24 protein-coding genes and 1 pseudogene are annotated in these 17,688 nt (G+C 67.7%); 9 read left to right on the plus strand and 16 right to left on the minus strand.

Translation table 11 applies throughout. The features are described from left to right. Positions 1 to 74: 74 nt before the first annotated feature. The gene (locus KBY66_RS11725) at positions 75 to 356 is read right to left on the minus strand and encodes a hypothetical protein (protein WP_255089710.1); all 282 of its coding nucleotides are present in this window, start codon (positions 354 to 356) and stop codon (positions 75 to 77) included. 172 nt (positions 357 to 528) lie between these two features. Between KBY66_RS11725 and crtH the strand changes: the two genes are divergently transcribed. The 3 genes from crtH to KBY66_RS11740 all read left to right on the plus strand — a co-directional run bounded on the left by crtH (position 529) and on the right by KBY66_RS11740 (position 2,935). After that, positions 529 to 2,025, plus strand: a complete 1,497-nt coding sequence (gene crtH, locus KBY66_RS11730) for a carotenoid isomerase (protein WP_255089778.1) — start codon at positions 529 to 531, stop codon at positions 2,023 to 2,025. Positions 2,026 to 2,127: 102 nt separating this feature from the next. After that, positions 2,128 to 2,373, plus strand: a complete 246-nt coding sequence (locus KBY66_RS11735) for a hypothetical protein (RefSeq protein WP_255089711.1) — start codon at positions 2,128 to 2,130, stop codon at positions 2,371 to 2,373. Positions 2,374 to 2,413: 40 nt separating this feature from the next. Next, complete coding sequence (locus tag KBY66_RS11740; protein WP_255089713.1) at positions 2,414 to 2,935, plus strand: hypothetical protein; 522 nt, start codon at positions 2,414 to 2,416, stop codon at positions 2,933 to 2,935. Between the two features lie 17 nt (positions 2,936 to 2,952). Here KBY66_RS11740 and KBY66_RS11745 read toward each other — a convergent pair whose 3' ends face one another. Continuing rightward, complete coding sequence (locus KBY66_RS11745) at positions 2,953 to 3,681, minus strand: response regulator transcription factor (protein ID WP_255089779.1); 729 nt, start codon at positions 3,679 to 3,681, stop codon at positions 2,953 to 2,955. A gap of 184 nt (positions 3,682 to 3,865) precedes the next feature. On the opposite strand from KBY66_RS11745, the gene KBY66_RS11750 reads away from it, so the two are divergent. Beyond that, positions 3,866 to 4,132 carry a DUF6761 family protein gene (locus KBY66_RS11750; protein WP_255089714.1) on the plus strand — a complete coding sequence of 89 codons (267 nt, stop codon included), beginning with the start codon at positions 3,866 to 3,868 and terminating at the stop codon, positions 4,130 to 4,132. Positions 4,133 to 4,217: 85 nt separating this feature from the next. Here KBY66_RS11750 and grxD read toward each other — a convergent pair whose 3' ends face one another. The 4 genes from grxD to KBY66_RS11770 all read right to left on the minus strand — a co-directional run bounded on the left by grxD (position 4,218) and on the right by KBY66_RS11770 (position 6,144). Beyond that, positions 4,218 to 4,541, minus strand: a complete 324-nt coding sequence (gene grxD, locus KBY66_RS11755; protein ID WP_255089715.1) for a Grx4 family monothiol glutaredoxin — start codon at positions 4,539 to 4,541, stop codon at positions 4,218 to 4,220. Between the two features lie 5 nt (positions 4,542 to 4,546). Then, positions 4,547 to 4,780, minus strand: coding sequence for a BolA/IbaG family iron-sulfur metabolism protein (locus KBY66_RS11760; protein ID WP_255089716.1), 234 nt, complete (start codon positions 4,778 to 4,780; stop codon positions 4,547 to 4,549). A gap of 67 nt (positions 4,781 to 4,847) precedes the next feature. After that, on the minus strand, positions 4,848 to 5,390 hold the full coding sequence (locus KBY66_RS11765; protein ID WP_255089718.1) for a hypothetical protein: 543 nt from the start codon (positions 5,388 to 5,390) through the stop codon (positions 4,848 to 4,850). 28 nt (positions 5,391 to 5,418) lie between these two features. Then, complete coding sequence (locus KBY66_RS11770; protein WP_399225459.1) at positions 5,419 to 6,144, minus strand: lysophospholipid acyltransferase family protein; 726 nt, start codon at positions 6,142 to 6,144, stop codon at positions 5,419 to 5,421. A gap of 159 nt (positions 6,145 to 6,303) precedes the next feature. On the opposite strand from KBY66_RS11770, the gene KBY66_RS11775 reads away from it, so the two are divergent. After that, the gene (locus KBY66_RS11775) at positions 6,304 to 7,053 is read left to right on the plus strand and encodes a pyridoxine 5'-phosphate synthase (RefSeq protein WP_255089720.1); all 750 of its coding nucleotides are present in this window, start codon (positions 6,304 to 6,306) and stop codon (positions 7,051 to 7,053) included. Then, the gene (locus tag KBY66_RS11780) at positions 7,050 to 7,385 is read left to right on the plus strand and encodes an MgPME-cyclase complex family protein (protein WP_255089722.1); all 336 of its coding nucleotides are present in this window, start codon (positions 7,050 to 7,052) and stop codon (positions 7,383 to 7,385) included. The genes KBY66_RS11775 and KBY66_RS11780 overlap by 4 nt, the downstream gene beginning before the upstream one ends. On the opposite strand, the gene KBY66_RS11785 is transcribed toward KBY66_RS11780, so the two are convergent. The 7 genes and pseudogenes from KBY66_RS11785 to KBY66_RS11810 all read right to left on the minus strand — a co-directional run bounded on the left by KBY66_RS11785 (position 7,382) and on the right by KBY66_RS11810 (position 10,313). Next, the gene (locus tag KBY66_RS11785; protein WP_255089723.1) at positions 7,382 to 7,573 is read right to left on the minus strand and encodes a hypothetical protein; all 192 of its coding nucleotides are present in this window, start codon (positions 7,571 to 7,573) and stop codon (positions 7,382 to 7,384) included. The two genes, KBY66_RS11780 and KBY66_RS11785, sit on opposite strands and share 4 nt — an antisense overlap. 83 nt (positions 7,574 to 7,656) lie before the next feature. Further along, positions 7,657 to 7,986, minus strand: coding sequence for a hypothetical protein (locus KBY66_RS11790; RefSeq protein WP_255089724.1), 330 nt, complete (start codon positions 7,984 to 7,986; stop codon positions 7,657 to 7,659). 127 nt (positions 7,987 to 8,113) lie between these two features. Then, positions 8,114 to 8,452 (minus strand): hypothetical protein, encoded by a 339-nt coding sequence (locus KBY66_RS11795; RefSeq protein WP_255089725.1) that lies wholly within the window; start codon positions 8,450 to 8,452, stop codon positions 8,114 to 8,116. Between the two features lie 72 nt (positions 8,453 to 8,524). Further along, on the minus strand, positions 8,525 to 8,662 hold the full coding sequence (locus KBY66_RS11800; RefSeq protein ID WP_255089726.1) for a hypothetical protein: 138 nt from the start codon (positions 8,660 to 8,662) through the stop codon (positions 8,525 to 8,527). A 17-nt stretch (positions 8,663 to 8,679) separates the two neighbouring features. Next, positions 8,680 to 8,817: pseudogene (locus KBY66_RS15895) on the minus strand (hypothetical protein); the annotation flags it as partial. Between the two features lie 12 nt (positions 8,818 to 8,829). Next, a complete protein-coding gene (locus KBY66_RS11805) occupies positions 8,830 to 8,973 on the minus strand; it encodes a hypothetical protein (RefSeq protein WP_255089727.1) in 144 nt (47 codons plus the stop codon). Between the two features lie 299 nt (positions 8,974 to 9,272). Further along, on the minus strand, positions 9,273 to 10,313 hold the full coding sequence (locus KBY66_RS11810; RefSeq protein ID WP_255089729.1) for a hypothetical protein: 1,041 nt from the start codon (positions 10,311 to 10,313) through the stop codon (positions 9,273 to 9,275). A gap of 178 nt (positions 10,314 to 10,491) precedes the next feature. Here KBY66_RS11810 and KBY66_RS11815 point away from each other — a divergent pair, with 178 nt between their 5' ends. Both KBY66_RS11815 and KBY66_RS11820 read left to right on the plus strand, forming a co-directional pair. Continuing rightward, positions 10,492 to 10,695 (plus strand): hypothetical protein, encoded by a 204-nt coding sequence (locus tag KBY66_RS11815; protein WP_255089730.1) that lies wholly within the window; start codon positions 10,492 to 10,494, stop codon positions 10,693 to 10,695. A 95-nt stretch (positions 10,696 to 10,790) separates the two neighbouring features. Further along, positions 10,791 to 13,112, plus strand: a complete 2,322-nt coding sequence (locus KBY66_RS11820) for an FdhF/YdeP family oxidoreductase (protein ID WP_399225454.1) — start codon at positions 10,791 to 10,793, stop codon at positions 13,110 to 13,112. On the opposite strand, the gene KBY66_RS11825 is transcribed toward KBY66_RS11820, so the two are convergent. Together KBY66_RS11825 and KBY66_RS11830 are read right to left on the minus strand one after the other, a co-directional pair. Beyond that, a complete protein-coding gene (locus tag KBY66_RS11825) occupies positions 13,057 to 14,433 on the minus strand; it encodes an APC family permease (RefSeq protein WP_255089731.1) in 1,377 nt (458 codons plus the stop codon). The genes KBY66_RS11820 and KBY66_RS11825 overlap by 56 nt on opposite strands. Before the next feature lie 100 nt (positions 14,434 to 14,533). Then, on the minus strand, positions 14,534 to 15,949 hold the full coding sequence (locus KBY66_RS11830) for a glutamine synthetase (RefSeq protein WP_255089732.1): 1,416 nt from the start codon (positions 15,947 to 15,949) through the stop codon (positions 14,534 to 14,536). Between the two features lie 13 nt (positions 15,950 to 15,962). Between KBY66_RS11830 and KBY66_RS11835 the strand changes: the two genes are divergently transcribed. Beyond that, complete coding sequence (locus tag KBY66_RS11835; protein ID WP_255089733.1) at positions 15,963 to 16,622, plus strand: cysteine hydrolase family protein; 660 nt, start codon at positions 15,963 to 15,965, stop codon at positions 16,620 to 16,622. On the opposite strand, the gene KBY66_RS11840 is transcribed toward KBY66_RS11835, so the two are convergent. Further along, the gene (locus KBY66_RS11840; protein ID WP_255089735.1) at positions 16,607 to 17,683 is read right to left on the minus strand and encodes a GTP 3',8-cyclase MoaA; all 1,077 of its coding nucleotides are present in this window, start codon (positions 17,681 to 17,683) and stop codon (positions 16,607 to 16,609) included. The two genes, KBY66_RS11835 and KBY66_RS11840, sit on opposite strands and share 16 nt — an antisense overlap. Positions 17,684 to 17,688: the final 5 nt, after the last annotated feature.

Here is a 17,688-nt window from a genome sequence, read left to right on the forward strand (position 1 = left end):
AAATGTAGTCCTTTCAAACCATGGTGCTGACCATGGTCATAACTCGTGCGTTCCCCTGCTGGGCGCCTGATCAATCAGCCTCCCTTCCGCTCTGACAGCAGCAGGGCATCCAGATCGGTGTACCGCTGGAAGTTGCGATCGAATGTCACCAGGGGCAGCCGGCGGCTCAGGGCCAGCGCCCCAGCCTCGTTGAGCTCGGCATAGGCGGCAGCGAGTCGACGCTGCCACTGCAGATCGCGCCACTGCTCCAGGGCCTCGCTGATGGCCGCGGAGCGGTTGGCCGTGGTCTCGTCGAGGAAGCGAACGAGATCCTTGTCCAGCGTCGCGGAAATCTGGCGGGTCGACAAGGTGATCATCTTGATCATCATGATTCAAAGGATCAGTGGCATGGGACGGCCCCCCAGCGGCAGCACTCCCTAGGGTCATCTCCGGCGCTATCCCGATCGTTTGACCGCTCCTTCCAGCCGCCCTTTCTCCCTTTCCGCTGCCCCACCCGTCGCGGCAACCCTCCAGCGCGACTGGGACGCGGTGGTGATCGGTTCAGGCATCGGCGGCCTCGTCACCGCCACCCAGCTGGCCGCCAAAGGGGCGAAGGTGCTGGTGCTGGAGCGCTACCTGATCCCGGGCGGCTCAGGCGGCAGCTTCAGGCGCGAGGGGTACACCTTCGATGTGGGCGCCTCGATGATCTTCGGCTTCGGCGAGAAGGGCCACACCAACCTGCTCACCCGCGCCCTGGCCAGCGTGGGCGAACACCAGGACACGATTCCCGATCCGGCCCAGCTCCAATACCACCTGCCGGGCGGGCTCAACCTGGCGGTGGACCGGAACTACGACATCTTCCTTGCCGAACTCACCGCCCTTTTCCCCCACGAAGCGAAAGGCATCCGCGCCTTCTACGACACCTGCGCTCAGGTGTTTCGCTGCCTCGACGCGATGCCGCTGCTGTCCCTGGAGGATCCCGCCTACCTGGCAAAGGTGTTCTTCAAGGCGCCCCTGGCCTGCCTGGGCCTGGCCCGTTGGCTGCCGGTGAACGCCGGCGACGTGGCGCGCCGGCACATCACCGATCCCCAGCTGCTGAAGTTCATCGACATGGAGTGCTTCTGCTGGTCGGTGATGCCGGCCGACCGCACGCCGATGATCAACGCCGGCATGGTGTTCTCGGATCGCCATGCCGGCGGCATCAACTACCCCAAGGGAGGCGTCGGCACGATCGCCCAGCACCTTGTGCGCGGCCTGGAGCGCCACCGCGGCGCCATCCGCTACCGCGCCCGCGTCATCCGGGTGGTGCTCGAGCACGGTCAGGCGGTGGGGGTGGAGCTGGCCGGTGGCGAGCAGATCCGCGCCCGCCGGGTGATCTCCAACGCCACCCGCTGGGACACCTTCGGCACGCTGGTGGGCGCCGCCCACACCCCGGATGCCGAGCGCACCTGGCGCAAGCGCTACAAGCCCTCGCCGTCGTTCCTGTCGCTCCATCTGGGGGTGAAAACCGCCGCAATCCCCCCAGGCAGCCATGTGCACCACCTGTTGCTGGAGCGCTGGGAGGACATGGAAGCCGAGCAGGGAACGGTGTTCGTGTCGATCCCCACCCTGTTGGATTCTTCCCTGGCACCGGCCGGCCACCAGATCGTTCATGCCTTCACCCCGTCCTCGATGGAGGCGTGGCAGGGGCTCTCCCCAAGCACCTACGCAGCGAAGAAACAGGCCGATGCCGACCGGCTGATCGGCCGCCTTGAAGCGGTCCTGCCGGGCTTGGCCGGGGCGATCATCCACAAGGAGGTCGGCACCCCCCGCAGCCACCGCCGCTTCCTCGGCCGCCACCAGGGAAGCTATGGGCCGGTTCCGGCCCTGCGACTGCCGGGGCTGCTGCCGATGCCGTTCAACCGCACCGCCATCCCGGGCCTGTACTGCGTGGGGGATTCCTGCTTCCCGGGCCAGGGGCTCAACGCCGTGGCCTTCAGCGGATTTGCCTGCGCCCACCGCGTCGGTGCCGACCTGGGCCTCAACCCCTGGGCCCTGCCCGACTGATTGCTTGGCCCGGGGACGGGAAATCGATCCCAAACAGCTCAGACTCCGACCACGGCAACGGGCCTTGACCCATAGGATCGAATCAATTCGAAACATTGGCCGATGGGAAGCTCCCCCAGCTCCGAAGATCTGGCCCGTTACCTCGAGCAGAAGGGGGCCCTCACCAAGCCCTGGCTGCTGATGCAACTGCGGCTCAGCAAGCTCAAGGAAGAAAAGGAGGCCATGGGGCAGGACGAATACATTCTGCGGGTTCAGGACGCCCACGCCGATCTGATGCGGATGGGGGAGTTCTGGCGCGGCCAGGAGCGGGAGACCTTTGGAGCCTCCGCTGGGCCCACCGCCCTCTGAGATGGCTGACGAGAGGCCTCGCCAAGAATCAGCCAGTTCGATGCGTTACCCGATCGCTCCCCTGATCCGCTTCACCTTGTTGACCCTCTATCTGGCCCTGGTGCTGCCACTCCCCATGGTGGCTCCCCCCGAGCTGAAGCCTTGGCTCTGGGCCGCCTTGCCCCTCGGCCTCCTACCGGTGGGAGCCATGCTCAGCGAACAGGTCGTTCTCGATGCCGATGGGATTCACGTGGGTTATCCCGCTTGGTGCGGTTGGCTGTTGCGCCGGGGTTGGCAACTGAGCTGGGCTGAGATTGCCGGCCTGGTGCCGATCACCACCAGCCAGGGCGGCACGGTCCACTACGTGAAATCCAGGCATGGAAGCCACTACCTCCTGCCCCAGCGGGTGGGCCGCTTCCCGGATTTCCTGGAACGCTTCCAGCAGGGCAGCGGACTCGACACCCTGCGGATCGGGCGAATCACGCCCCCCTGGACCTACTGGACCCTTGCCGTCCTCAGCTTGCTTCTCTTGATCGGTGAAGTGGGAGCAATCAGCAGAGCCCCATGGATGCAGGTCAACTGATCAGGCTGGTCAGCTGATCAGTTGGGGCTGGCAACGGGCCGAAGCGAAAGGTTGCCGGATAGGGCACCCGCAGCTTCCGGAAGGGTTTCAAGGCTGAAGCGATAGCCCTGTTGCCGCACGGTTTCAATGCCGCCCCCCTCGCCAAGACCGGCCAACTCGAGCTTGCGGCGAAGGGTGAGCACCTGGGTGTCAACGGAGCGGGGCCCACCACTGAAGGGGGGCCAGGCCATCCGCAGCAGCTCCTGGCGGCTGCGCACGATTCCGGGGGGCATCAGCAGCGCGCAGAGCAGGGCGAATTCCCGGGGGCTGAGTTCCACCGGCTGGTCCCGCAGCATCACCTGGCGGAGCAGCAGATGCACCTCCAGGGGGCCGACGCAGACCCGTTCCTGCAGACCACTGCCGCTGCGCCGCAACAGGCTGCGGCAACGGGCCGCCAGCTCCTCCAGTCCGAAGGGCTTGCGCAGCACATCATCGGCGCCAGCATCCAGCATCGCCACCACGGGATCGGCCCCTGCTCGGGCCGTGAGCACCATCACCGGACAGCGCAGATGGGCGGCCAGACGAAGAGCGGAGCTCTCCTCCAGCAACTCGGCGCTCACCAGAAGATCGGGCATCTGGTCTTCACAGAGCTGAAGAGCCTCGGCCGCCGTCGCCACGGCAGCTGCCAGATGGCCGTCCTGGCGCAGCCGCTGGGCCAGGACGGTTCGCAGGGTGGGGTGCGGATCCACCACCAGGATTCGCTTCAGGGGAGCGGCGGTGCTGCGACGTTCACCAGCCCCGGGGCCATCAGACTGGGGAGGATGGTCAGGGTTCTGGCTGGGCCTGAGCTCCACATCGGGTCCCTGAGGATTCCCTAGGCTACTCGCTATCCGGGAAGCGGCCACCGGCTGCTCGGTGCCCCCAGCCCCTGCCCCAGGCCAAAGCCTCACCATGACTGCGCTGCAGAACCCTGAAGCCATCCGCCACTTCCAGTCGCTCTGCGACGCCTGCCAGGACCTGGTGAGCCGGTACCACAGCCCTTCGGAACTGCGCCTCTACGCCGATGGATACCTCCACGCCTTGAGGCGCACGGGGGTGCTGGATGCCCAGTCCCAACACAGGCTGGAGGAACTCATCGATCGTTGGATCCTTGATCCCTCCGGCTTCATCGGCCCCGAAGGTGATCTCAGCACCCTGTACCACAGCGGCAGGAACTGATCAGCGACAATCCACCTCAACGCGACGCCTGCTTGACCCAGCCGGTTCGAACAGCGGTCTGAACGGATGGGACCCAGAGGCCGCCTCAGGAGGCCAGCGCCACGGCAAGGGTTTCACGAAGCTCACCGGAGTTGTACAGCTCGATGAGAATGTCCGAGCCGCCGATGAACTCTCCGTTCAGGTAAACCTGGGGAATGGTGGGCCATTCGGAGAACTCCTTGATGCCATTGCGGATCTCAGGATCGGAGAGGACATCGAAGGTTTCGAAGGGCACCCCCAGGGCATTGAGGATCTGCACGACGTTGTTGGAGAAGCCGCATTGCGGCATCAACTTCGTTCCCTTCATGAACACCACCACCGGGGTACTGTTCACCAGGGTCTTGATGCGTTGCTCGGTGGCGGTGTCCATGGGAATCAGGATGGAATGGAAGTCTGGAGGGCCAGGGCATGAATGGCCTCGCTGGCCAGTTCACGGCGCAGGGCTCCGTAAACCAACTGGTGCTGTTTGATCCGGGAGAGTCCGGCAAAAGCCGAGGAGGTCACCTTGACCTGGAGATGGTCGCCCCCACCGGTGAGGTCATCCACCTCCACCTGGGCATCCGGCAGGCTGCCGCAGATCGCCGCTCTGACCTGATCCGCTTGCACCATGGTTGGGTTCGTGGTCCATTGGCCAGGAATCTAGAAGCTGGTGCGCCCGTTCTGGCTGATCAGCGGCTCACTTCGAACCTGTGGAGGGAGCTGGCTCGCCAGCGGTGTAGGGGGTGGTGGCGAAGCCAAGCTCCACCAGGCTCTGATACGCCCTGCGTCCCTCCTCGCGGGCCGGCGTCATGATCTTGATCACTTCCACCAGCAGCGGCACCGCCACCTCCGGCTGATTCTGACGGCGCAACAGGGCCGCAAGCCGCAGGTTGGCCTGGGCCAGCACCTCCAGCGACTCCCGGCCCTTCTGGTCCATCTCCCTGGGAATCCTGGCATCGAGGCCCCGGAAGGAGCCACTCAGGTCGCGGTAGAAACCGAGCAACCGCAGGCTGGCATCGCGGGCGAGGTCGTAATCCTTGCGGGCGGCAGCCAGATCACCCCGGGCCACGGCGGCATCGCCCCGGGCCAGCAACCCATTGATCGAGGCCAGGTTGAAGCCGATGCTGGAGCCCTCCAGCACTTTGGCTGGTTCGCTCTGTGCCGAGGCCCCCGCAGCGGAGAAGAGTGGAACAAGGGTTGCCGCCAGGGCAAGCCCGAGGGCGACATGGGGCCGGCGCACAGTGAATGTTCGAATGATCCGAACGACTCTAAGGGGCGTCGATCGGGCGGCCCACGGCCCGGCGGGCCGCCTGCTCGGCTGCTTGCATCGCCACCGCCAGACGTTCATTCAGTGCCTTCACCGCGGCCCGCCCCTGGCCCTCCACGCCCAGAACGGAGCCGAAGCAGAGGGCCGCCCGGCTCCGGGGGTGGGGGCGCTCCTGTTCGTAACCGATTCCCACTGGGACCACCTGCACCGCCACCCCCTGGCTGGACGCCAGAACAGCCAGGCGAGCCAATCCCTGATGCAGGCGGATCGGTCCGTCCTGGCGGCGGATCTGACCTTCCGGGAAGACGACCAGTTGCTGCCCTGCCGCCAGCAAATCCACCGCGTAGCGCAGGGTGGTGGTGCCGGGCCTGCCCTGGTCGACGGGGAAACAGCCGAGGCGATGCAGGAACCAGCCCTGCACCCCCTGCATCTCCGTCCGGGTGACCATGAAGCGGCAATCCCGGCCGCTGACGCGACGGCCGGCGGCCCGGGGAATCAGCAGGGCGTCCCAACGGGCCCGGTGGGTGGGGGCCAACAGCACGGCGCCCTGGCTGGGCAGGTGCTCGGAGCCGATCACCTCGATCTGGCGGAACTGGAACGGCAGGGCAAGGTCCTGGGTGACCAGCATGGCCAGCGGCGCCAGGGCCGGACTGATCCCGGCACAGATCCGGCGCTCCCGAAGCATCAGAGCGGGTTCGGCGGGGCACGGCTCGGTGCGGCTCGCCATTGGGGGGATGGCATCCTGCCGCGATTGCACTGCCACCTGCCTGCGCTGAACTATCGGCAAGCTAGGGGGCCTTCATCCGCATCGATCAGCACGACGGGCAGTTGGCACTGCGGCCTGGAGCCGATCCATAGGATCACCCCAGACGCCTGCGTTTCTGCCATGGCCAGCCTTGGCGTGAACATCGACCACATCGCCCAGGTGCGGCAGGCCCGCCGGGCCGTGGAGCCCGATCCGGTCAGCCTGGCCTTGCTGGCGGAGCTGGGCGGGGCCGATGGCATCACCGTGCATCTGCGCGAGGACCGCCGCCACATCCAGCTCCGCGATCTCGAGCTGCTGCGGGCCACGGTGCGCAGCCGCCTCAACCTGGAGATGGCCGCCACGGCCGAAATGGAGGCGATCGCCCTGGAGATCAGACCCGACCTGGTCACCCTGGTGCCGGAGAAGCGCCAGGAGGTGACCACCGAGGGGGGACTGGATGTGGCGGCCCAGCACGATTCGATCGGGGCGCTGGTGCGGCGGCTGCAGGCGGCCGGCATCCCCGTGAGCCTGTTCGTGGACCCGGAGCCCGGCCAGCTGGAGGCCAGCCGCGCCAGTGACGCCCGCTGGGTGGAGCTCCACACCGGCGCCTACGCCGAAGCGAGCTGGGCAGGCCAACCGCGCGAACTGGCCCGGCTCACCGAGGGCACCGCCCTGGCCTGCCAACTCGGACTGCGGGTGAATGCGGGCCATGGGCTCACGTACCAGAACGTGGAGCCGGTCGCTGCGATCGAGGGGATCGAGGAGTTGAACATCGGCCACACGATCGTGGCCCGGGCCCTGGCCGTGGGCCTTCAAGAGGCGGTGCGGCAGATGAAGACGCTGGTTCAGAATCCTCGCCACGACCCCCTGTTCGGTGGCATCAGCCCATGAGCGCCTCTTCCCCCACCACCTATTACTTCGTCGCCGCCAGCGAGGCGTTTCTCACCGTCGAGGAACCGCTGGAGGAAGTGTTGCGGGAGCGGGTGCGCAACTATGGAGAGGTGGGCAAGCCGATCGATTTCTGGCTCATCCACTCCCCCGCATTTCTGGCAGCTGCTGAGCTCCAACCGGTTGCAGGCACCGTTCCCAGGCCTGCCGCGGCCGTGGTGTCCACCGATCCCAAATTCATCGACTTTCTGAAACTGCGGCTCGAGTTCGTGGCCAAGGGCAGTTTCCTGGCCCCAAGCGCTTCGATCCCCGATCCCCTCGCCTCGGACTCCTAAGCCGCCTGTTGCTGCTTTCCGATCACCCAGCTCGCCATGAGCAGCAGCTGCACTTCGTCGAGGGTCTGATCCGCCAGCAGGCGCTCGCTCAGACGCTCAACGTCCTCCGGGTGGAGTTCACCGTTGGCCTGCCAGTGGAGATGGGTGGGAATCAAGGTGTTGGGTTGCTGACGCGCCAGATGGATCATCGTCTCAGATTCCATGGCCCTCCAGGGGCCCTGAATCCGTTGACTTTCTGCAGAGTTGCCAAAGCTGTGGGCGCCGCCGGGAGTCAGAACAGGCCGAGAAAACGGCGGCGGCCGTCAGGGGGCTTCCGATCGGGCCCATCCCTGCCGTCCTGCTGGTGGCGCGGCCGTTGATCGCCGACCGTCAACAGGGCTTCCTTGTTCTTCCACCAGATCCAGTCCCGGATCGGGGGCGTGGCGAGCAGATCGGCGCGACTCAGCCGCAGCCCGAGCTTGGACGAGGCGGCGAGCAGCACCTCCACCATCGCCTCTCCATCGGCACAGGCCGCCAGGGCTTCGTTGGTGCGCTTTGCACCGTTCAGTGCCTTCACCAGCAGCTGCACCCGCTGGGAGGTGGAAAGGGAGGCAGGTTCCATGGGCGCGCAACCGAAGCCCTGATTCGAGGGTGAATCAGCTGGCAACGGTTGTCATTATCGATCAGCCAGCATCATTCCAAACCGCTGAGCTGTCGACTGAACCGTCGATCCGTTCGATGGATTGTTGCTATCGCGCCGGGCTCAGGAGGCGTCTCCGATAGACCCCCACCACCATCGCCAGGATCAGGGCAATGGCCAGCAGCAGCATCGGCAGCAGGACGGTGCCCACGCTGAACCCTCCCGCCAGAGCTGCCAGCAGCATCGCCGCAGCGCAGGCCAGCGCGCAGGCGGCGCCAAGGACGAGCAGGCGCGCCTGCCCCAGCCGCACCACCAAGCGGTTCACCAGGATCGCCCCCACGAGATAGGCGCCGGTGAGGCTCAGCGAGAGATTGCCGAAGGTGGTGCGGCTCAGTCCCAGCCTGGTTTCGAGATCGAAGGGACTCACCGTGTCGTAGAGGGCGATCATCCCGGTGGCGAGCGTGGAGACGGCTGCCTGCAGCAGGAAACGGGGATCGGCCAGCAGGATGAAGTCCGCCCGTCAGGAGGCGATCCGCGCGATCTGCCCCCCCACGAAGGGGGCGAAACCGAGGGCGCCAGCGAAGCAGACGCTCACCCACGACATCGCCTTTGCGAGCCGCCGGTCGCTGAACACGTCGCGCAGAGTCGCCCGCGACACCGAGGTGCCGCAGCCCGCCCCCACCCCCTGCACAGGCGCAGGGCCTGGAAGGGCGCGAACCCGGGCACGACGACGAGCGCGACGCTGAAGAGGACCATCCCCGCCAGGGCCACGGGACGCCGTCCGAAGCGGTCTGCCAGCGCGCCCCAGAGCAGCTGCGAGAACCCCTAGCCCAGGGCGTAGGTGGCGATCGTGGACTGGGCGCCCGCGGCGTCGATCCGGAAGTCCGCGGCCAGATCGGGGAGCGAAGGCAGGTCGATGAACAGTCCGCTCTGCCCCAGCACCGCGCCCAGGCAGGCGAAGAGGATCACCGTTCGGTTGTCTATTCCTGGGTTCCGTTAAGCCTCATCCTCATCCTGCTGGCAGCGGCTGACGCAGCAGCAATCCGCAGCGTTACGCCTCCGCCTTCGACCCCTTGCACGGGTTGGGACAGGGAGAACTGGGATACCAACCTGCGCGGCCATGGCTTCAGCACGGCGGATGCAGTCTCTGGATCTCTCCCACCGCCCGGCACTCTGGGGCCCCCTCTTCATCGACTGCCAGGAGCGTCCTGCAGGTCTCTCAGCGGCAGGAAAAGCCAGAGGGGAGAGCGCCACTTCTGAAGATCTGCTCAGTAGTCGCTGGGCCAGAGATCGGGCTGATCGATCATGGGCTGCCGCATTGGCAGAACGTGAAACCGGCGGCGGATCTCGAGCAGCGGTTCCGCGGCGATGGACAGATGATCCAACTGGCTGAAGTCACCCCGGCAGGCCGCGCCCCGCACGAGAGATTCCGCGAAGAGCTCCGCTGAGCCCGGAAGATCGAGAGCGCCCCGGCGGCCGTCGACGCCGTGATAAGGCTCTCCGCCGCCGCCGTAGGGGATGAACTGCAGGTCGGTGCCGTGCTTGAAGAGACCCACCTCATGGATCAGGAAGTTCGTGAGTGAGGCCATCCAGTTGGCATCGCTGTTGTTCAGGGCCAGCTTGAACGCTCCCAGGGCGATTTCCCCGGGGCCCGTGGGTTCGTAGCCGGTGATCACATGATTCATGTCATGGCAGACGTAATACCCGGGATTCGGCGTGTTGCGACTCGGCACGGTCATGCCGTTGCGTTCATAGAGCTGGATGAAGGCCCACCCCAGGCTGCCGTAGGGCATCCCGGCCAATTGTTCGATGGCTTCGAAGAAGGAATCGTCGTAGTCCTGCTTGCCGCTGCCAGTCTGATGATCCTGATGCTCGGAGAGTTCGGGCATGTAGTTGTCGTACATGCGAACGAATTTGGCCGTTGCCTCCGCTGCTGAGAGATGGGCAAAATCGCGCACGATCTCGAGTTGCGGTGGATCGATCCGCAGGGCCTCCGCATAAATTTCCAGTCGCTTCAGCTGAGCTTCGCTCTTGGGATGTCGGCAAAGATCCAGGATGATGGCCATCTGGAGAAACAGCCGGCGCCAGGGGGAATTCTCCAGCTCCTCAGCCAGCCGGTCAGGGGTGAGGGGTTCCATCGTCGCCAGCGTGCTCGCCTGCTGCCCAAGCAGATGGGTGGCCAGGACCGTGAAGACCCGTTGCTGCTCCGCTGTCGGTCCGCCGTCGACCTCCATCAATCCGCGCAGACCACGCGTCAGGGCCCGAGCGGCCGTCGGCATCACCGGAAAGGGAATGGTGGCGAGCGTCACGGCAGCGGATCAATGCGGTGTTGAGCGTGGAGATTACGGCGGAAGCCTGCTCTGATGCGTCCAGCGATGCATTCCAGCCATGGAGTCATCCATGGGGTGATCAATGGATCACGGAGATCATGCTGTCGAGTCGTCACTACAGCCGTCGACGAGCGAACACATCTTGTGAAGGCCAGGGTTGGATCTGCCAGGGATTGATCTGGACGATGTCCTCGCCCAGCAGCCGCAAGCTACGCAGAATGGCGATGATGCTTTTCTACGGATTGCCATGGTTGCTGCGACGCCACTGTTTGTAGCGGGCATCATCCAGCAGAAGGTTGCCGAGGTCTCCGTGGCCATGGCCGGGGCCTTTCAGTTGAGCCGTCCGACCGCCATCTCATGATTTGAGTGGCACCGCCTGGGGGCATTGTTCAGCAGGGCCAACTGAGTCAGTTAGGGACGGGTGGCGCCAGAGTGGATCGCAGTGACACCGGTGCCATGGGGGACAGCCACGACCCGACGTCGGCGAGCCACCCGGCATCCGAGCCATGCACCCCCGGCATGGGCGGCGGCTGGCCCGTCATCGATGGCTGGGCCAAGGCCAGCCTTTCGCCGAAGGGGCCCCTGCTCTGGCAGACGCTGCTGCACAAGAGCGCCTGCCTCTCCTGCGCCTGGGGCACCGGCGGCCAGAACGGCGGCTTCGTCGACGAGCTGGGCGAACCGCTGCAGCGCTGCCTCAAAAGTGTGGAAGCGATCTCGGCGGAACTGCAGGCCGCCGTGCCGGAGCGGGTATTCGGCCAGCGCAGCCTCAGCCAGCTGCGGGAGCTCAGCTCCCTGGAGGCCGACCGGCTGGGGCGATTGAGCCACCCTCTGATCCTGCGGGAGGGCCGCAGCCACTACGAGCGCCTCGGCTGGGACGACGTCTTCGAGCTCACCGAAGCGGCCTTCCGCATCCCGCCCGAGCGGCTGGCCTCCTACAGCTCCGGTCGCTCCTCCAACGAGGCCGCCTACCTGCTGCAACTGCTGCTGCGGGCCCTGGGCTCCAACAACCTGGCCGACTGCTCCGACCTCTGCCACGCCCCCTCCACCGTGGGGCTGGGTGAGGTGTTCGGTTCGGGCACCTCGATGGTGAGCCTGGAGAGCCTCAAGCAGGCCGACTGTGTGGTGCTGGTGGGCTCCAACGCCCCCGCCAACCACCCGCGCCTGATGAACGAGCTGATCCAGCTGCGGGAGCGTGGCGGCACGGTGATCGTGATCAACCCGGTGCTGGAGGTGGGCCTGCTCAGGTTCGGCTCGCCCGCCTTCCCGATCCGCTCGATGCTGAAGGGATCGCCGATCGCCTCGATCTTCCTGCAGCCGATCCCGGGCAGCGACACCGCCGTGTTCGTGGGGATTCAGAAGGCCCTGCTGGAGGCCAATCAGATCCGCCGGGAGTTCCTCTCGGCCCACGCCGAGGGCTGGGAGGCGGTGCTGGAGCAGGCCCGCGCCACCTCCTGGGAGGCGATCAGCAACTGCTGCGGCCTCTGCCGCGAGGAACTGGCCCACGCCGCCGCTGCGATCGGCCGCGCCCAAGGGGTGGTGTTCGCCTGGGCGATGGGCATCACCCACCACGCCAACGGCACCACCAACGTGCATGCCATCGCCAACACCGCCCTGCTCACGGGCAACGTGGGCAAGCCCGGGGCGGGCACGATGCCGATCCGCGGCCACTCCAACGTGCAGGGCTTCGGCTCGATGGGGGTCACCGTGAAGCTGCGCGCCGCGATGCAGCAGGCCCTGGAGGAGCTGCTCGGCCGGCAGCTCAGCCCCGTGCCCGGCTACGACACCCGCGCCCTGATCGAGGCCGCCGAAGCCGGCCGGGTCGACACGCTGCTGTGCCTGGGCGGCAACCTCTGGGGCGCGAATCCCGATTCCAGCCAGGCCCGCCGCGCCCTCGGTCGGATCGACACGATCGCGTATCTGGCCACCAAGCCCAACCAGGGCCATTTCCACGGTCTGGCGGCGAAGAACACCCTGCTGCTGCCGGTGTTCAACCGCTTCGAGACGCCCCACCGCACCACCACCGAATCGGGCAACAACTTCGTGCGCCTCAATGAACCCGGCAGCACCCATCTCAAAGCCGCCGACCTGATCAGCGAGGTGGGCTTCCTGGCCGAACTGGCGCGGCGGCTGCTGGGCAGCGACCCAATCGACTGGGGCCGCCTGCAGGATCCCGTTTACGTGCGCCAGCTGATCGCCCGCACCGTGCCGGGCTACGGCCCGATCGCCGCGATCGATGCCACCAGGCGCGAATTCAGCGTGGAAGGACGGGTGTTCGAGCGGCCCAGCTTCCCCACGCCATCAGGGAAAGCACGGATGGAGCCCACACCCCTGCCGGCGCTGGAGCTCCCTGAGCCGGCCCACTTCGGCGGCCTGGCGCCGGGGGAGCCGGGCCTGGTGCTGGTCCTGATCACGGCCCGCAGCTACGGCCAGCACAACACCGTGGTCTACAAGGCGGGCGATGCCTACAGGGCCATGCCCCACCGTCAGACGATCCTGATGAACCGAACCGATCTGGCCCGCTCCGGCCTGGCCGCCCACCAGCAGGTGACGGTGCAGGGCGAGGCCGGCCGCCTGGAGGGCATCGAGATCATCCCTGGCGAGATCCGCGAAGGTGCCGCGCTGATGTTCTATCCGGAGGTGAACGCGATCATCCGCGTCCCGGTGGATCGCCGCAGCGGCACCCCCGCCTTCAAGCGGGCGCCGGTGCTGGTGCGGGGGGGGCTCAGGCCGGCGGTGGCGGCGCCAGGCGCCGCGTCAGCTGGTGCAGGGGCAGGCTGAGCAGGATCAGGCCGAGGGCGCCGGCGCTGTTTGCGGTGTCGTTGCGGATCGCGGCAATCAGAAAGGCCAGGGAGCCCAACCAGACGATCGCGGCGCTGATCGGGTAGCCAGGATCGCGGAAGGGCCGCTCCAGACCAGGCTCGCGCCAGCGCAGCAGCAACAGCGAGCTGATGCCGCTCAGATACAGCAACACATAGAGGAAGGAGGCAATACCCAGCAGGATCGTGAAATCGCCGAAGGCCACCAGCAAGCCAGCGGTGCCGGCCGTCACCACCAGCCCGAGCACGGGCGTGCCACTGGCACTCACGGCAGCGAACTGGGGCAGGAACAAGCCATCACGGCTGAGGCCGTAGAGGATGCGTGGCGCGCCCATCACCACGGCATTGACGAGGCCGAACGAGGAGATCAAGGCCAGCACCACGATCAGCTGAGCGCTCCAGGCTCCGAAGATCACCTCGGCGGCATCGGCCAGCGGCAGCACCGATCCGGCGATCCGCGAAACCGGCAGCAGCCGCAGCAGCGCCAGATTCACCAGTAGATACAGCCCTGCCACGCTGAGCACACCGCCCACCAGGGAGCGGGGCAGATCCTTGCTGGGTTCGGCGAATTCCTCGGCGAAGTAGATCGGACTGTGCCAGCCGTCGTAGGTGGTGATCACGGCCTGCATGGCAAACACAGCGCCGATGCCGAGGCTGATCCCTCCAGCCGCCACCGGCTCAGCGGGGCCCGGGGCTTCCAGCAGCGGTTCGGCCAGGCCCGCCAGATCCTGCACCGGAGCATGCAGAAAGCAGGCCGTGATCAGGCCGAGGAAGGCGATGGCCTTGCCGAGGCTGAGGATCTTCTGGCTGAGGCTTCCGGCCTCCAGACCCAGCCGCTGGATCAACGCGAAGGCCAGCAGCACCAGCAGGGCCACCACTTTGCTGCCTACGGGCAGGGCCGGCAGCAGGCCGATCGTGTAGTCGCCGATGGTGACCGCCACCCAGGCCAGGCCGGCGCAGTGGCCCACCCAGTCGATCCAGCCCACGGAGAAGCCGGCCTGATCCCCCAGGGCCCGCCGGGCATAGACGGTCCAGCCGCCGGCCCGGGGCAGGCTGGCGCTCAGTTCGGCCACGGCAAAAGCCCCGAGCAGGGCGTAGAGCGCCCCCGCCACCCAGGCGGCCACGATCAGGGGAGCGCTGCCGAGCTGCTCGGCCACCAGGCCCGGGGTGCGCAGAATGCCGGCCCCGATCGTGCCCCCCACCGCCCCGGCGATCCCGAAACTGACCCCCAGGATCTGCAGCAGCGAACCCGGCTGGGCTGGCGCTGATTCGGGTGTGGACATCGGGCCCCGTGCGATCGCCGCTGGCGGAACCCAGCAGGCTCCCACCAGCGGCGAGTCTGCTCGGCGGCCCGACGTTCAGGGGGTGCCGTGGCTGGACTGGTCAGGAGGGCCAGGCGCGGGTGGAGGCGATCAACGCCTCATCGGTGAGGGCGTCACTGCGGCGCACCTCCGCCAGGCGGGCCTCCACCACGGTGCGCTGGAGCTGCTCACCCATCGCTTCCCCCAGCACCGCACTGGCCTCGAAGGCCCGAACCGCCTCGGTGAGGGTCTGGGGAAGCCTCGGGGCCACGGCGGCAGCCGCGGCAGCTGGATCACCCGACAGCGGCGGCGGCAGGACCCGGGGCTGCTGCAGGGCGTTCTGCGCCACCGCGAGCACCGCACCCACCAGCAGATAGGGGTTGGCGCTGAGGTCGGCCACCTTGAACTCCAGGTGGCCGGGCTCGCCCCCGCCGGCCGGCACGAGGCGCAGGGCCGCCTCCCGGTTCTCCACCCCCCACACCTGGAAAGGCGCCGCCCAGCGGCCCGGGGCCAGCCGCTCGTACGACACCGCCAGGGCGCAGGCCAGGGGCATCAGGGCCGGCAGCTGCTCCAGCAGACCCGCCAGCAGCGCCTCCCCCCGGGCCGTGAGGCCGGCGGTGCCCATGCCGCCACCCAGGAGCGGGACGCCCTGGTCCGTCACGCTCAGATGCAGGTGGCCGCCGTTGCCCACCAGATCAGCCGTCACCAAGGGGGCAAAGCTGGAGATCCAGCCGAAGCGGCGGCTCACCTGCTGGATCACCAGGCGCGCCGCCACAAGGCGATCGGCGGCCTCGAGCGGCGGCGACGCCGCCAGCGACAGCTCGAACTGGCCGGCGCCGTACTCGGGGTGCAGCTGCAGCCAGGGCAGCTCGGCCGCATCGAGGGCCTCTGCCACGGCGGTGAGGTAATCGAGCCCCTGCACCAGGCGATCAGCGCCGTAGGGGCCACCCACCACCGCCGGCGTCCAGCCCCCGGCACTGCCAACCGGCTGGGGCAGCCCCACCATCCACTCGATCTCGAAGCCAGCCAGGGCGCTCAGGCCGGCAGCCGCGAAAGCCGCCTGCTGCCTGGCGCAGAAGCCCCGTTGATCCAGGCTATAGACCTCACCATCACGGCCATGGCGGACGCCCGGAGCCCAGGCCCAGCCGGAGGCAGGATCGAGCGGGCGCAGGGCGGTGAGATCGGGCTTGAGGCGCAGGTCGCCATCCGGGCGGGCCAGGCTCTGCTGCGGATCGATCAGACCCGTGGCCCCGAAGGCATCGGCCACCGGTGAGAAGCCCACTCCCTGGCTTGCCACCAGCGCCAGGCGTTCCAGCGGCACCCCCTTCACCAGCACCGATCCGGCGTGGTTCACGAAGGTGATCGCCAGCCGGCGCAGGCCGCGCTGCATCAGTTCGGTGGTCTGGGCAGTGGCGCTGGGGAGCTCCGGCACGGCAGGGCAGCCACGGGCCAGGAAATCATTGCCCGATTCGGCGCCACAGGCCATCGTGGAAGCCACAGCCCCTGCTCCCTTGGCTCCTGCAGCCTTGCTCCTGGTCGATGTCCAGAACGGCACCTGCGGACCGGCTGGTCCCGCGGGCAACGCAGAAGCCACCCCGCTGCCCCCCTCCCCGCGGCCGCCCCGTCCACCCGGCTTCGACGCCCACTTCCAGGAGGCGGTCCTGCCCCGGCTGGAGCAGGCGCTGGAGCACGCCCGCTCCAGCGGCCTGGAGGTGATCCACACCGTGATCGCCAACCTCACCGCCGATGGCCGCGACCGCAGCCTCGATTACAAGCGCTCCGGCCTGGGCTTTGCCCCGGGCAGCTGGGAAGCCAGGGTGATCGAGGCCCTCGCTCCTCGGCCCGACGAACTGGTGCTGCCGAAAAGCTCCTCCTCCCCCTTCCACTCCACCAACCTCGATTACATCCTGCGCAACATCGGCATCACCGAGCTGGTGGTGGCGGGCCTGCTCACGGATCAGTGCATCGATCACACCGTGAAGGATGCGGCAGATCGCGGCTATGGCGTGACATGCCTGATCGATGCCTGCATGGCCGAATCGGCCGAGCGGCACCGGGCCGCCCTCAGCTGCTTTCGGGGCTACTGCCGCGAGCTCCGCGTGGCTGAGTTCACCAGCAGCTTGTCCGGCCGAGATCAACGGCCCGCACCGGCTGATCACCCCCCCAGATAGGCCATCTCGGCATGGGAGCGCTGGGTTGTGACAGTGCCTGAAGCAGGCTCTTCAGCGCGCTCCTCGCTGTACCGGTCGTGGCGATGGCTCCACAGACTCCCCATGGCCCCGCTCAGGGTCTCCCCGGCGGCTGCCGGCGAGCGCAGCCAGGGTTTGAGATCCAGGCCACTGGAGGCGAACAGACACGTGAAGGCCACCCCATCAGCGGTGACGCGCAGCCGGTCGCAGTCGCCACAGAAGGGAGCGGAGATCGAGGCCACCACGGCCAGATGGCCCCCGCCATCGCGGTAGCGCCAACGGCTGGCCGTGCCATGGGCCTGGCGACCCAGGGGCACCAGGGGCCAGCGGGCGCCGATCCGCCGCACCATCTCTGCGGCGGGCAGCACCAGATCCGGCTGCCAGCCATTGCGGTTGCCCACGTCCATGAACTCGATCAAGCGCAGCTCGATCCCCCGTTGCCGGGCCAGCTCCGCCAGGGGCAGCAGCTGATCCTCGTTGCGGCCCCTGGCGATCACGGCGTTGAGCTTGAGGGCCCCTCGGGCGGGATCAAACCCCGCCGCCCGGGCATGCTCCAGCGCGGCGAGCACCTTCTCGAGCAAGGCCGCTCCGGCCGCCGCCCCAGCGGCGAGGCCCGCCATGCGCGCCACGCTGGCGCCATCGGTGCCATCGAGGCTCACCGTGATCCGATCCAGGCCCGCCGCCCGCAGGTCCCGGGCCCGCTCGGCGCTCAGCAAAACCCCATTGGTGGTGAGGGCGATCTCGCGCAACCCCGGCAAACCCGGGCTGCTCTGCCCTCCGCGCAGGGGCTCCAGGGCCGCCACCAGCTCCTCCAGACCCTGATGCAGCAGCGGTTCCCCGCCGGTGAGCCGCAACAGGCGGAAGCCCAGCTCCGTTGCCACGCCCACCAGCTGGACCCGCTCCGCCAGGGTCAGCAACTCGGGCGGGTCCTCGCTGTCGGGGCAGCAATAAGGGCAGGCGAGGTTGCAGCGGGCCGTCAAGGAAAGGCGCAACACCCCTGGCGGGCGGCCGAGGCGATCGCGCAGGGAGGCCATCTCGAGCATCGGGA

The organism is Synechococcus sp. Tobar12-5m-g, from assembly GCF_024345415.1.
In the GTDB taxonomy this organism is placed as follows: Bacteria; Cyanobacteriota; Cyanobacteriia; order PCC-6307; family Cyanobiaceae; genus Regnicoccus.